At 56.0% G+C, this 13925-nt stretch carries 12 protein-coding genes; 7 read left to right on the top strand and 5 right to left on the bottom strand.

The window, feature by feature from the left end:
• Positions 1-2: 2 nt before the first annotated feature.
• The 4 genes from RCH93_RS05745 to RCH93_RS05730 all read right to left on the bottom strand — a co-directional run bounded on the left by RCH93_RS05745 (position 3) and on the right by RCH93_RS05730 (position 5087).
• Entirely contained in the window at positions 3-1181 is a 1179-nt protein-coding gene (locus RCH93_RS05745; RefSeq protein WP_306547371.1) for a PLP-dependent aminotransferase family protein, read from the bottom strand.
• Between the two features lie 114 nt (positions 1182-1295).
• The gene (trpA, locus tag RCH93_RS05740; RefSeq protein ID WP_306547370.1) at positions 1296-2066 is read right to left on the bottom strand and encodes a tryptophan synthase subunit alpha; all 771 of its coding nucleotides are present in this window, start codon (positions 2064-2066) and stop codon (positions 1296-1298) included.
• Between the two features lie 54 nt (positions 2067-2120).
• Positions 2121-3347, bottom strand: coding sequence for a tryptophan synthase subunit beta (trpB, locus tag RCH93_RS05735; RefSeq protein ID WP_306547369.1), 1227 nt, complete (start codon positions 3345-3347; stop codon positions 2121-2123).
• A 147-nt stretch (positions 3348-3494) separates the two neighbouring features.
• Complete coding sequence (locus RCH93_RS05730) at positions 3495-5087, bottom strand: hypothetical protein (RefSeq protein WP_306547368.1); 1593 nt, start codon at positions 5085-5087, stop codon at positions 3495-3497.
• A gap of 162 nt (positions 5088-5249) precedes the next feature.
• On the opposite strand from RCH93_RS05730, the gene RCH93_RS05725 reads away from it, so the two are divergent.
• The 4 genes from RCH93_RS05725 (at position 5250) to RCH93_RS05710 (ending at position 10457) form a co-directional block, all read left to right on the top strand.
• Complete coding sequence (locus RCH93_RS05725) at positions 5250-6344, top strand: cyclic nucleotide-binding domain-containing protein (RefSeq protein ID WP_306547367.1); 1095 nt, start codon at positions 5250-5252, stop codon at positions 6342-6344.
• A gap of 585 nt (positions 6345-6929) precedes the next feature.
• Positions 6930-7586 (top strand): succinate dehydrogenase cytochrome b subunit, encoded by a 657-nt coding sequence (locus RCH93_RS05720; protein ID WP_306547366.1) that lies wholly within the window; start codon positions 6930-6932, stop codon positions 7584-7586.
• A 112-nt stretch (positions 7587-7698) separates the two neighbouring features.
• Complete coding sequence (locus tag RCH93_RS05715) at positions 7699-9624, top strand: fumarate reductase/succinate dehydrogenase flavoprotein subunit (RefSeq protein WP_306547365.1); 1926 nt, start codon at positions 7699-7701, stop codon at positions 9622-9624.
• A 68-nt stretch (positions 9625-9692) separates the two neighbouring features.
• The gene (locus tag RCH93_RS05710; protein ID WP_306547364.1) at positions 9693-10457 is read left to right on the top strand and encodes a succinate dehydrogenase/fumarate reductase iron-sulfur subunit; all 765 of its coding nucleotides are present in this window, start codon (positions 9693-9695) and stop codon (positions 10455-10457) included.
• Between the two features lie 81 nt (positions 10458-10538).
• Here RCH93_RS05710 and RCH93_RS05705 read toward each other — a convergent pair whose 3' ends face one another.
• Positions 10539-10796: a hypothetical protein gene (locus tag RCH93_RS05705; RefSeq protein ID WP_306547363.1), complete on the bottom strand. Its 258-nt coding sequence runs from the start codon at positions 10794-10796 to the stop codon at positions 10539-10541.
• A gap of 78 nt (positions 10797-10874) precedes the next feature.
• On the opposite strand from RCH93_RS05705, the gene RCH93_RS05700 reads away from it, so the two are divergent.
• From RCH93_RS05700 to RCH93_RS05690, 3 genes are all read left to right on the top strand, one after another.
• Entirely contained in the window at positions 10875-11882 is a 1008-nt protein-coding gene (locus tag RCH93_RS05700) for a TRAP transporter substrate-binding protein (protein WP_306547362.1), read from the top strand.
• A gap of 78 nt (positions 11883-11960) precedes the next feature.
• Entirely contained in the window at positions 11961-12605 is a 645-nt protein-coding gene (locus RCH93_RS05695) for a TRAP transporter small permease (RefSeq protein WP_306547361.1), read from the top strand.
• Positions 12602-13885 (top strand): TRAP transporter large permease, encoded by a 1284-nt coding sequence (locus RCH93_RS05690; protein WP_306547360.1) that lies wholly within the window; start codon positions 12602-12604, stop codon positions 13883-13885. Before RCH93_RS05695 ends, RCH93_RS05690 begins: the two co-directional genes overlap by 4 nt.
• Positions 13886-13925: the final 40 nt, after the last annotated feature.

The raw sequence follows: 13925 nt of genomic DNA, 5'->3' as shown, positions 1-13925 counted from the left end.
GGTTAAAATAGTGCTTTGATGGAATCGCCCAAACGCCTGATGCCCTCGACAATGGTCGGTTCGTCCGAGCAGGAGAAATTGAGGCGCAGGGTGTTGCTGTCCTTGCGGTCCACGTAAAATGGCGTGCCCGGCACAAAGGCCACCTTCTTTTTGATGGCCGCCTCAAAGAGCGCCATGGACGAGGTCCCTTCGGGCAGGGTCACCCACAAAAACATGCCGCCCTCCGGGTTAGTGTGTTGCACGCCGGCCGGGAAAAAATCCTTGATGGCGCCGATCATGGCCTCTTTCTGTTTGCCGTACTGGCGGATGATGGCGGCGATGTGCGCGTCGAGATCGTTGTCGCAGAGGTATCGGTGGAGGATGCGCTGGGCCAGATAATCGGTGTGCAGATCCGACGCCTGCTTGGCGATCACCAGTTTGTCCATGATCAGCGGCGGCGCAACCAGCCAGCCCAGCCGCATTGCCGGGGCCACGGTTTTGGAGAACGAACCGAGCAGGACCGTGTTGGCCGGTAGAAGGTGTTTGAAGGAAATCTTGCGGCTCCCGGAAAAACGCAAATCGCCGTAGGGATCGTCTTGAATGATCAGGCAGGAACTGCCGCGCAGCAGATCAGCCACCGCCCGCCGGTTGTCGTCGCTGTAGCTGACGCCGCTGGGATTTTGAAAGTTGGTAACCGTGTAGAGCAGTTTCGGCTGCCGCTCGCTCAGCACCCGACCAAGCGCGGCCGTGTCCATGCCGCCCTCGCTCACCGGAACCGGATGAAAGCGGGGCCGATACATGGCAAAGGCCTGAATCGCCCCGAGGTAGCCGGGTTCCTCGATGATCAGGTCGTCGCCCTCGTTGAGAAAGGTTTTGCCCAGCAAATCCAGCCCCTGCTGCGAACCGGTGGTGATCAGGATGTCCTCCACCGGAATCTCCAGTCCTTCCTGTTTGCGGTACCGGTCGGCGATGAACTGCCGCAGGCCCAGGTACCCCTCGGAGTTGGCGTACTGGAGAATCTCGGCGCCAGCCTCTTCAAAGACGTCAAAGGCGGCCTTTTGCAGGGCCTTGACCGGGAAGAAAAGCCGATTGGGCAGGCCGCCGGCAAAGGAGATGATCGAGGAATCGATGGTGACTTTGAGGATTTCCCGGATAAAGGACTTGGGCACGTCGGTGATTCTGTCGGAGAATGCGTTTTCCATGGGATTGTCTCTTGGACCTCGGGAAGAGGTTGCGTCGATGGGTTGAACAAGACGAGCGAAGGGCGCGGCCTCGAAGGATAGCAAGGCGCGCCGCAAAGAAGGTTGCGCCGGCGTCTACAGCCCGGCGATAAACGGTCCCACCGCTTCTGGCCCTTGGGCGTCGACCAGTTTGATCGTGGCGGTGCCGATCACCGCCATATCGGCCTTGCCGACCAACAGGGCCACATCGGCGCGGTTGCTGATGCCAAATCCCACCGCCAGCGGCAGGTCGGTGGCTCTGCGACAGCGGGCCAGGTAGTGATCGAGGTTGTCGTCAAAGGTGGTCTGCTGGCCGGTGACCCCGCGTCGGGCCACGCAGTAAACAAAGCCCGCGCCTTGGGCCGCCACCTCCCGCATCCGTTCCTCGGACGAGGTGGGGGTGAAAAACTGCACCGGCGCCAAGCCTAGAGCCTTGCTGGTTGCCAGATAGGTCTGCCCTTCTTCGGGAGGCAGGTCGGGCACGATGGTTCCGCAAAAACCAATGTCCTTGGTCCGGCGGAGAAAAGCTTCCTCGCCGTATTTGAAAACGATGTTGTAATAGGTCATGAAAAGAAAGCGGACCGCCGGGTAGTGCGCCGCCATTTCCTGGCCAAACGTAAAGCATTCCTCCACGCTGATGCCGTTTTTTAGGCTCTCTTGGCTGGCCTTGAGGATCACCGGGCCGTCGGCAATGGGCTCGGAGAAGGGAATTTGCAGTTCAATGCAGTCCACGCCGTTGGCCGCCATCTGCCGGATCACCTCGCGGTTGACCGCAAGCGAGGGGTAGCCCAGCACCAGATGGGTCATCAGCAGGATGGGTTTGCTGTTCAGTCGATTTTTCAGTTCTTGTTCCAGATTGCTGCTCACGTCACACCTCTGTTCCACACGGTCCGGCTCGCAACAGCGGGCCTGCCGACATGCTTATCTGTATGCTTCCGCCCGTTTGACGATGAATTCTTTCCAGGAGGGATCGTCAAAGGCGTGGGCGATGGTGAAGATGTCCTTGTCGCCGCGTCCGGACATATTGATGATGATCGCCTGGTCCTGGCGCATGGTCGGGGCTTCCTTGATGGCCTGGACAAAGGCGTGCGAGGACTCCATGGCCGGAATCAGTCCCTCGGTGCGCATGGCCAGACTCAGGGCCTCAATCACTTCGCGGTCGGTGGCGGATGCAAAGCGCACCCGGCCTTTTTCGCCGAGATCAGCCAGGATCGGCGAGACGCCGACGTAATCCAACCCGGCGGCGATGGAATGGGTGTCGAGCATCTGCCCTTCGGCGCTCTGCAGGAATCTGGTTTTGTATCCCTGGGCCACGCCGGGGGTGGCACCGCTGCCTTCAACCATGCGCGAGGCGTGCTTGCCGGTGTCGATTCCCAGCCCTCCGGCCTCCACGCCTATCAACTCCACGCCCGGTTCGTCCAGGAAACCCTGAAAGATGCCCATGGCGTTGGAGCCGCCGCCAACGCAGGCGTACACCCGGTCGGGCATGCGGCCATGCTGGGCCAGGATCTGGCGGTGCGCCTCGATGCCGATAATCGATTGAAACCAGGCCACCATCTCTGGAAAGGGGTGCGGACCGCAGACCGTGCCTATGACGTAGTGGGTGTCGTCCATGGAACTCACCCAATCGCGGAAGGCCTCGTTCATGGCGTCCTTGAGGGTGCGGGAGCCGTCGGTCACCGGAACCACTGTTGCTCCGAGCTTCTCCATCCAGAAGACGTTGGGCCGCTGGCGGGCTACATCTTCCTCGCCCATGTAGATGGTGCAGCTCAAGCCAAATCGGGCCGCCATGGTGGCGGTGGCAACGCCGTGCTGGCCGGCGCCGGTTTCGGCGATCACCCGCTTCTTGCCCATGCGTCTGACCAAGAGGCCCTGGCCCATGACGTTGTTGGCCTTGTGGGCCCCGGTGTGGTTGAGGTCTTCGCGCTTGATATAAATTTTGGCCCCGCCGAGATGACGGGTGAGGTTCTCCGCGTAGGTCAGCGGGGTGGGCCTGCAGGAATAGTTGCCCATCAGCTCGACGTACTCCTGCCAGAAGGAGGCGTCGGCGCGGGCCGCTTCATAGGCCCGGTTCAAATCGGCAAAGGTCGCCTGGAGGACTTCCGGTATGAAAGCCCCGCCCCACTGTCCGTAATATCCTTTTTTCATTGCTGTTCTGTCCGTAGGTTAATCCTGACGCGGCCGATCTGTCCGCGCCTGATGGTTGGTCTTGCTGCGGTAGGCCAACCCGCATGTTGTAGCACGTCGTCGGCCATTCTTCAGTCCTTTTCTGCGGACCGGCCGGGAAAATTCCGCTCACTTTAATTGGCGGCGGCAGGCGACGGCAAAATCTTCGGGATAGTGGCCCAGGATGGAGCGCTCCTGCGCCTCGCTGAAGCCGCCCATGGACCAGGGAAGTTTGGGCAGAAAGGCGTAGAGAAGCCGTTGGCCGTTGTTCACTCCGATCCGTTTGGAATATTCGATCGAGGTCACCATCGCGGCGCCCAACCCGGCCAGAACCTGTTGGGCCTTGAGGATGCCGGCGTCGAGCGAGCGCCGGACCGCCGCGTCCGCCTCAAACACGTTGCCCACCGGCGCGTCGCCGCAGTTGGCGGTGGCCATCAGCTGCAGTTCCCACTGCGACGTCTGCGCCTTGGGTACAAAGAGCAGCGCGTTGGCGTCCTGCCAGACAATCAGCGACTGTTCGCCCGGTCCTCCGTCGGTACGGGTATTGCTCACGATGGCTCTCAGGTAATCGTCAAAAAAATCCGAGTGATAGTCCTGCCGATAGCGCTCGGCCACATCCGCCGCCAGATCGCCGCAGCAGTAGGCGGGAGTCCTGCCGCCGGTTGTGTCGTCCACCCATTGCGGGGCCATGGCGTACTGCTGATGGATCATTTGATGCGAGGCGTGCAGTCGGTATCCAGAACCGGAAAAATCGTAGCCAAAATTCCAGCCCCAGAGAGTGGCCAACGCTTCCACGGGCCTGTCCTGGCGCGTCAGTGCTGCGTGAATGCGCAATCGGAGGTCTTCCAGTTCCTCCGGCGTCAACTGTCGCCTGCGAATGTCCGGGGCTATGCCAAGTTTTGCGGCCACGGTGCAATACATTCGTTGATAATAGAGATGCCGCAACCCGGTCATGTCGGCCGGGGTGAGATCGGCAATGCGGTAGCGGATGCAGGTGTGGGCGAAATTAGCGGCAAAATGCCCCCAGGGGATGTAGGAGTTGCCGCGCAGATATTCGAAAATTTCAGCGCCGTCCTGGCGATAATCGCCGACGATCTCGCTGTCGCCTTGCACGCCGGGCCGAAGCACCATCACGATTTTATACGGGTCGGGCAGATGGGGATTGTTGGCAATGGTCTCGAACAGTTCAAAATCATCAATTATTGCCTGGCGGCGGCCGTTGTGTTCGCGGTAACGCAAGCCCACGGGCGCGCCTAGGTCGTCATAGAGCATGCTGCAGCAGGACTGGGCCAGCCAGACCAGCTCTTCTGGATCGGTCGAGGTCGCCGCCAATGCATAACGCAGGGGCATGGGCAACTGGGTGATGATCGCCTGAACTGCGGCGCCTTGCCCCTGTGCGCCGAGCAGCGACCGCAGACTGACGGCCTCGGGAGCGGGTATGGCAATCAGTCCCGGATCGGCGGCGCGGGCGCTGGCCCATCCGGAATCAATATAGGTGCAACCGCGAAAGGGCAGGGGGTTACGAATCTCGTAAATGGGGCGCGCCTGGGCTACGGTTATGTCGTGATCGGGAAAATTGGTTTGATTGTCGACGGCGGCGTCGTTGGGCAGGAAACCAAGCGTGCAGCGATGGTCCTGGGCGCGCAAATTAGTCACTTGATAGGACGGCGCATGTTTACCGACCCGGAAACGGCCTTCCGGGGTTACTGAGGTGTGCAGCATACGATTTTCTCCTGTGGAAAACGCGGCAAGCGTTGGCGGCGGGATAGTGGCCGGCTCCAGGATTCGCTTGTTTCCATGGTCCATTTCGAGCATAATACAGAGCAGTCGAGAAAGGAAAATAGCACTCGCGTCGCTTTTTGTAAATTGTTCCAGGAGTTTTCCATGGGCTTCCCCAAAATCAGTTTCCGTGTTTGCGAGACCAGGCACTGCCCGCTCTTCCGTTACGGCGACGTGTTTCAGATTTCCGGCATTGCCATCAATATGGAGAGCAATGGGGAAAATTCCTTCATCAACACCACCATGGTGCACTCGCCGCCCCACCGCGGCGCCTGCAAAATTCTCAACGCGGATCTGACCAAAATCATTATCGAATACGAACGGGCCGATCAGATTCCCGACTGCATGATTTCGTGCAGCGGCTGCACGGGTTCAATCCGTTTGGAACATTTTCGCCACATGGTTGCCGCGCCGGAATTTGACGGGGTTGACGATCAATTGGGCGGCATCCTCCATTTGTTGGGCAATTTTTCTTTTTTCAAGAGCATCGACCACCACAACCTGAACAGCGTGGTCAAGTATTTCAAAGTGCGGACGTGCAAGAAAAATGAGTTTATCCTTCGCAAGGGCGACGCTGGCGGTTTTTTCTACGTCGTTGTCTCGGGCCAAGTCGATATTTTGAACGACGCCGGCATTCCCATTTCCAGCTTGAAAGCCGGCGAGGTCTTCGGCGAAATGAGCCTGATTTGCGAAGAAAACGTCGGCGCTACGGTGCAGGCCAATTGCGAATGCCAACTGCTCTACATCGGCCACAATCACCTCAAGGCAATTTTGCAGAAGCATCCGGCCCTACAGAACTATTTCACTCGCTTGCTGGCCAAGCGCCTGACCGATTCAAACCGAGTGCGGTCCGATGATTACGCCTCGGGCATGATCGGCAAACTCGAGGAAATTCCCCCGGAGGCGCTGTTTCAAACTCTGAACGCCAACCATAAGACCGGCATTCTCACCATTACCCAGCTGCTAAAAGGAACCGCCAGATTTTCTCTGCGACAGGGCGCCCTGATCAAGGCCACCTACGCCGGTGCCAAGAACGAGGCCGCCTTCTACGAAGTGTTGCGCGAGAAACACGGCCGGTTCAAATTCACCCCAGGTCTTCCTCCTGAAGATTTCGACGTCCCTGAAATCGGCTATTTCATGAAACTGCTCATGGAAGGGCTGCAGCGCATTGACGAGCGGCCGACGCCCCTTGTCAACTGACCAGGTTTTCTCCCGCTCTATCGGCTGCAGCTCTGTCGGCTAAGCTATGCCGGCGGCTGCATTTCCACGGTTTGTTGAGATTATTTTTAGCGCGGTTGCGTTTGGCGCCAAGTGATGGATTTGGGTTGAGCTAAAACGGTGAAGCCCAGGATTGCCCCTCCGGTTCCGCAGGGGGCCAAGGGCGGCGTTGCTTGAGCGCCCTGCACGAGAAGGCATAAGTCACCCCTGAAATGCACAATATGTTTATGCAAAGTGTGCGTGTTGCGGCTATGCGACTTGTATTTTGCGCCCATTGTCGCATCTGCCGATCATAATTCCACAGCGTTTCAAAAAGTCCCGCTCTTTTTCCTCTAAGGGTTGTTTTGACCCGAATATATTTTGCACAATTCGCCTATTTTTTTCAGGTGGGCGTTACTGCGACCTACCGAAAATGCTTGGAATTACAAGGCCCTTTTTTTTCTTGACAGAAAAGACGGCAGGCTGGTAATGAATGACCGTTCAGTTTGATTTTTTCAAATCTGAATATGGTTTCATTGGCGTATCAACGGTTTTACTCTTTTTAACTCTCATTCAGGAATGGTAATTATGTCGTGGTTCATTCAAACTTGTCGATCATCGTTGGGCAAAAAGTACATCATGGCTTTTACTGGGTTTATGTTGGGCGGGTTCTTGCTCGTGCACACCATAGGCAACAGTACAATTTTCTGGGGGAGAAGCGCGTTTAATGCCTACGCGCATCATCTTCACTCTCTAGGCATTTTTGTACCTATCTTTGAAATCGGTCTGTATTCCATCTTTTTCTTGCACGTTATCACCGGAATTATCCTGTTCCTTGAAAACCGTAAAGCAAGAGGCAGCAAATACGCTGTTGAAACCAGCGCCGGCGGCCGCACCTTGGGCTCCAAAACCATGCCCTACACTGGCATTGCAATTTTTGTATTCATCCTGATCCACCTTGCCAATTTTCATTTTGTTGAAAAAACCGAGGTTAAGACGATTTCTGATTTCGTCACCGAGGTTCTGAACAACCCCTTCTTTACCCTTATTTACGGAGCAGGTATGTGTCTCCTTTTCGTCCATGTAAGCCATGGCTTTTGGTCGTTGCTTCAGACCTATGGAATCAGCCATCCCAAATATGACAACCCGTTGCGCATTGTGACCTGGGCGCTTGCGGGTCTCATGGGCGGGGTGTTCCTGCTGATTACGTTCCTTATGGTCATCTCTCAGAATCAATTGCTCTAATTACAGTACAGTTCGACAAGAGACGCTAGAAGATTCTTCAAAGATATTGCGCTTATGACGGATCTTCTTAACAAGCTTTATTCCTATTCACCTACAGCGAAAAGAAAAGACTATGCAGCTTGACTCAAAAATACCTGAAGGACCTCTGGCAGAAAAATGGGATAAGTGCCGTTTTTCCAACAAACTCGTCAACCCTGCTAACAAACGGAAATACGAAGTCATTATCGTAGGCACCGGTTTGGCGGGCGCTTCCGCAGCCGCTACCTTGGGAGAGCTGGGATACAACGTCAAATCGTTCTGCATCCAGGACAGCCCACGCCGCGCGCACTCCATCGCAGCCCAGGGCGGCATCAACGCCGCTAAAAATTACCAGAACGACGGCGACTCCATATTCCGCCTGTTCTACGACACCGTCAAAGGCGGCGACTTCCGCGCCCGTGAGGCCAACGTCTATCGCTTGGCCCAGGTTGCCAACAACATTATCGATCAATGTGTAGCTCAGGGCGTGCCTTTTGCCCGTGAGTACGGCGGAACCCTGGCCAACCGTTCGTTCGGCGGCGCCCAGGTTTCGCGTACTTTTTATGCGCGCGGCCAGACGGGTCAGCAGCTTCTGCTTGGCGCCTATACCGCCATGATGCGCCAGGTCGGCGCCGGCAAGGTGAAAATGTACACCCGCCGTGAGATGATGGATCTGGTTGTGGCTGACGGCGTTGCCAAGGGCATCATCTGTCGCAATCTGGTGACCGGCGAGATCGAAAAATACTCTGCGCATGCGGTTGTGCTTGCGACAGGCGGTTACGGCAACGTGTACTTCTTGTCCACCAACGCCATGGCTTCCAACGTCACCGCAGCATGGCGCGCCTACAAGCGCGGCGCTGGTTTTGCCAACCCGTGTTTTGTTCAGATTCACCCGACCTGCATTCCTGTGCACGGCGACTTCCAATCCAAACTGACCCTCATGAGCGAGAGCCTGCGCAACGACGGTCGCGTCTGGGTTCCGAAGAAAGTCGGCGACACCAGAAAGGCCGCCGACATCCCAATCGAAGAGCGCGATTACTATCTTGAGCGCAAATATCCGTCGTTCGGCAACTTGGTGCCCCGCGACGTTGCCTCCCGCAACGCTAAAGAAGCCTGCGACGAGGGCAGGGGCGTCGGCGAGACCAAACTCGGCGTCTACCTTGACTTCTCCGACGCCATCAAGCGCGACGGTCTGGATGTGATCATGCGGAAGTACGGCAACCTCTTTCACATGTACCAGAAGATCACTGACAGCGATCCGACCAAAGAGCCGATGATGATCTATCCTGCCATCCATTACACCATGGGTGGATTGTGGGTTGATTATAATCTGATGACCACCGTCCCTGGTCTGTACGCTACCGGCGAGTGCAACTTCTCTGATCACGGCGCTAACCGTCTGGGCGCTTCGGCGTTGATGCAGGGCTTGGCCGACGGCTATTTTGTTCTGCCCTACACCATCGGCAATTACCTGGCCACGGTTCCACCGGTGCCGACCAGCACCGATCATCCGGCCTTTGAGGCTGCCGCCAATGAGGTTCGCGAGCAAACCGCCAAACTGTTGAAAAACACCAAGAGCGGCAAGGGCGGACAGACCGTCGATCACTTCCACAAAGAACTTGGCAAGGTCATGTGGGACAACTGCGGTATGGCCCGTAATAAGGCCGGTCTCGAGTTGGCTCTCAAGCGGATTCCTGAAATTCGCGCCGAGTTTTGGGAGAATGTTGTGGTGCCCGGTTCTGGCCAGGAACTCAACCAGTCGCTGGAGCGGGCCGGACGTGTTGCTGACTTCCTTGAATTTGGCGAGTTGCTGGCGCTTGACGCCCTCAATCGTGCTGAATCCTGCGGTGGTCACTTCAGAGAAGAAAGCCAGACAGAGGAAAATGAAGCCAAGCGTGACGATGCGAATTTCTGCTACTCTGCGGTTTGGGAGTACAAGGGCCTGGGCACTGCCCCTGAGTTGCACAAAGAGCAGCTGGTCTTTGAAAACGTTACACCTTCGCAGCGCAGTTATAAGTAACGCACATCTGTACTCTTGTATAAACTGATTCATCACTGAAGTTTAAAATACAACGCAGAAGAAAGCTTATGTCATCGAAATCGATAAATATAATAGTAAAAATCTGGCGACAGAATGGTCCTCTGGCTAAAGGCGCTTTTGAGGAGCATGCTCTCAAGGACATCAGCACCGACAGTTCCTTCCTGGAAATGATTGACGTGTTGAATGAATGGCTCACCATCAAAGGGCAGGAGCCCGTTGCGTTTGACCACGATTGCCGCGAAGGCATCTGCGGTATGTGCGGCGCAGTTGTTAATGGAACGGCTCATGGGCCGGACAAGGAAACAACCCTGTGCCAGCTGCACATGCGTCGCTTCAAAAACGGCGACACCATCGTGATCGAACCGTTCCGCTCTCAAGGATTCCCGGTCGTCAAAGACCTGATTGTTGACCGCTCTGCCCTTGACCGCATCATTGCGGCCGGTGGGTATGTTTCCGTCAACACGGGTTCCCCGCAGGACGGCAACAACATCCTGATTCCGCAGCATGTGGCCGAGCAGGCCATGGACGCTGCGGCGTGCATCGGTTGCGGCGCTTGCGCGGCAGCCTGCCCGAACGGCACCCCGATGTTGTTCCTTGGCGCTAAAGTGTCGCAGTTTGCACTGCTGCCCCAGGGGGAACCGGAAGCCAAGAAACGGGCCATTTCCATGGTCCTGCAGATGGACAAGGAAGGGTTCGGCAACTGCGGCAACGAGCGCGAGTGTGAGAATGTATGTCCGAAGGGCATTACCATCCGCAACATTGCTCGTTTGAACAGAGAATTCCTGAAGGCGTCTTTCACCATTGATCATTGATGGTTGATCGCTGATCTTTTCGAAATCTGTTGTTTTAGAAGGACTGTCGCCTTGAAATTTGGCGACAGTCCTTTTTTTATTTTAACCGGCTGTTGTTTCGTCGGATAATTTTTGCAGAGGCCTTGTCGCCGCATTGTTTTTTTGCATGGTTGCTGGCGTTGGTTTTTCATTCCTGCAGTATTGGCGCAATGTTGCATGGTCATACATCGTGGCGCCTTTGTTTTTCTTCCAATAACGGAAACCCTCCCGAAATAGCTTGTCTCGCAACGATTTGCATTTGGTCGCGAGCATTTCTGCTTGGTCTTTATTTTGCGATAGTTTAAAGTGTGCCGGTTTCAAGTCGTTGTTTCCGTGGCATGGGTTCAAGCTGCAGATGCGTACGGGGGCAAGGTTAATCCATTAACGCAAGGGGGATGTATGATGTTAGGAAAGATGACCAAGACATTGGCTACGCTGGCGGTTGCTTCACTCTTTTTTGCCGGCGCTGCGCTGGCGGAGCCCATCGTGATCAAATTCAGCCATGTGGTGGCAGTCGACACGCCCAAGGGCTTAGCGGCCGACTTTTTCAAGAAGCGCGCCGAGGAGTTGACCAAGGGCCAGGTGAAGGTGGAAGTGTACCCCAACAGCCAACTCTACAAGGACAAGGAAGAGATGGAGGCCCTGCAGCTTGGCGCTGTCCAGATGCTCGCTCCGTCATTGGCCAAGTTCGGCCCGCTAGGCGTCAAGGAATTTGAATTGTTTGACCTGCCCTATATCTTCAACGACTATGCAGCGCTACACACCGTCACCAAAGGCGCAGTCGGCCAGCAGCTGTTCGCCAAGCTTGAGCCCAAGGGCATCAAGGGGCTTGCCTATTGGGACAATGGATTTAAATCTTTTTCCGCAAACACTCCCATCAAAACCCCTGCTGATCTGAAGGGGAAAAAGCTTCGCATCCAATCCTCCAAAGTGTTGGAAGCGCAAATGAAAGCCTTGAAAGCCATTCCCCAGACCATGGCCTTCTCAGAAGTATACCAAGCCTTGCAGACGGGCGTTGTTGACGGCACAGAGAACCCCATTTCCAATTTCTACACCCAGAAAATGCACGAAGTGCAGAAATATCTGGCGGTTTCCGATCATGGCTACCTGGGCTACGCCGTTATCGTCAATAAAAAATTCTGGGACGGCCTGCCGGCTGAGCTTCGCGGTCAGCTTGAGACTGCCATGATCGAGGCCACTGATTACGCCAACAAAATTGCAAAAGAGAAAAACGATCAAGATCTCGAGGCGGTTCGCAAATCGGGCAAGACCGAAGTTACGGTGTTAAACGCGGCCGAACGTGCCGAATTCAAAAAAGCATTGGTTCCGGTACATGAAGAGATGGAAAGCCGGATCGGTAAAGACATCCTTGAGGCCACCTACAAGGCCACCGGCTTTACCAAATAAGAGCAACCGGCAGCAGCGTCACGAGGGGCGGATTTACCAATAATCCGCCCCCTTTTTTGTTTGGAGGATACGGTACCAATGAAATTTCTTAATCATCTTGAGGAATGGTTCATTACATTCCTCATGGGGGGGGCAACCGGCATTATCTTTCTGGCCGTTGTTCACCGCTATGCAGCCGGTCTGCCCATTCCTCTTGTTCAGGACTGGTTGTTGGGCCTTAATTTTAGTTGGGCGCAGGAATTGTGCATTATCATGTTTGTCTGGATGGCCAAATTCGGCGCCGCCTATGGCGTTCGCACCGGCATTCATGTGGGCGTTGACGTCCTGATCAACAGCCTCAACAAACGCACCCGCTTCAAATTTGTCGTCTTCGGCCTGCTCGCCGGAGCCCTGTTCACCGCCATTGTCGGCACTTTGGGCGCGCGGTTCGTTTGGGAAAACGGCATGCACTATTCTGTGTTTTCCTTGCTCGGGCTGACCATGGGCGATCTGTATCAAGGGCCGACCACCCCTGACCTTGAATGGCCGACCTGGATCGTCTACAGCGCCGTGCCCCTTGGTTCGTCGTTGATGTGTTTTCGATTTTTGCAAGTAACGGTGCAATTCATCAAAACCGGCGACCTGCCGCACCATGATCACGGCCATGTCGACGGTGTGGTGGAAGAAAAACTGCCGACTGACGGCGGCCCAACCGCAGGCAATCGCAAGGAGGCCCAAGCATGAGTGCAGCAGTCATCTTTGGTATCCTTCTGGCGTTAATGCTGACCGGGATGCCGATTTCCATTTCGTTGGGTTTAACCGTTCTCTCCTTTCTCTTTACCATGACCCAGGTGCCGCTGGAATCTGTGGCCCTGAAGCTGTTCACCGGCATTGAAAAGTTCGAGATCATGGCCATCCCCTTTTTCATTCTTGCCGGCAATTTTCTCACCCACGGGGGTGTGGCCCGGCGAATGATCAATTTCGCCACCTCCATGGTCGGCCATTGGTACGGTGGGCTCGCCTTGTCCGGCGTTATGGCTTGCGCCCTTTTTGCCGCAGTTTCCGGCTCCTCGCCGGCCACGGTTGTCGCCATCGGCTCCATTTTGCTCCCCGGCATGGTCAAGGCCGGATTCCCCATGCGATTCGGCGCCGGCGTCATCACCACCTCCGGGGCCCTGGGCATTTTGATTCCGCCTTCGATCGTCATGGTGATGTATTCCGTGGCCACCAACACCTCGGTGGGGGCCCTGTTCATGGCCGGCGTTGTTCCCGGCCTGATGCTGGCCACCATGCTCGGCGGCGTCACCTGGTATCGCGCCCGCAAATACAACTATCCTCGCCAGCCCAAGGCCTCCTGGGTAACGCGATTACGGACCTTTCGCGAATCCTTTTGGGGACTGTTCCTGATTGTCGTTGTCATGGGCGGCATCTATACCGGAACCTTCACGCCCACTGAAGCCGCCGCCATGAGCGCGGTCTATGCCTGTTTTGTGGCCGTGTTCGTCTATAAGGATCTGGGCGTCAAGGACATTCCCAGGGTGTTGCTCAACTCGGCCAACATGTCGGCGATGTTGCTGTACATCATTACCAATGCGGTTATGTTTTCTTTCATTCTCACCAATGAGAACATCCCGCAAGTCCTGGCCAGTTGGATGCTTGCCAAAGGATTTGGCGAAATCGCCTTTTTGTTGGCGGTCAACATCCTGTTGCTGGCTGCCGGCAACTTCATGGAACCCTCGTCCATCATGCTGATTTTCGCGCCGATTCTGTTCCCGGTGGCGATGCAGCTCGGCATTGATCCGGTGCATTTCGGCATCATGATGACGGTCAATATGGAGGTGGGCATGTGCCATCCGCCGGTGGGCCTGAATCTGTACGTGGCTTCGGGCATCACCAAGATGGGCATCACCGAACTCACGGTGGCGGTCTGGCCCTGGTTGCTGACCATGCTGGTCTTTTTGGCGGTGGTTACCTACTGGCCGACTCTGTCGATTTGGCTGCCGCGCATGTTAGGGATGATGTAGCCTGTTGTTCGTTGGCAGTTCTCCGGGCGTCGTCATTCAG

Origin of the sequence: Desulfobulbus sp., assembly GCF_030824455.1 — a bacterium.
Classification (GTDB): Bacteria; Desulfobacterota; Desulfobulbia; order Desulfobulbales; family Desulfobulbaceae; genus Desulfobulbus.
The sequence above is the reverse complement of the archived record's forward strand: the minus strand, read 5'-3'. Positions and strand labels throughout refer to the sequence as shown.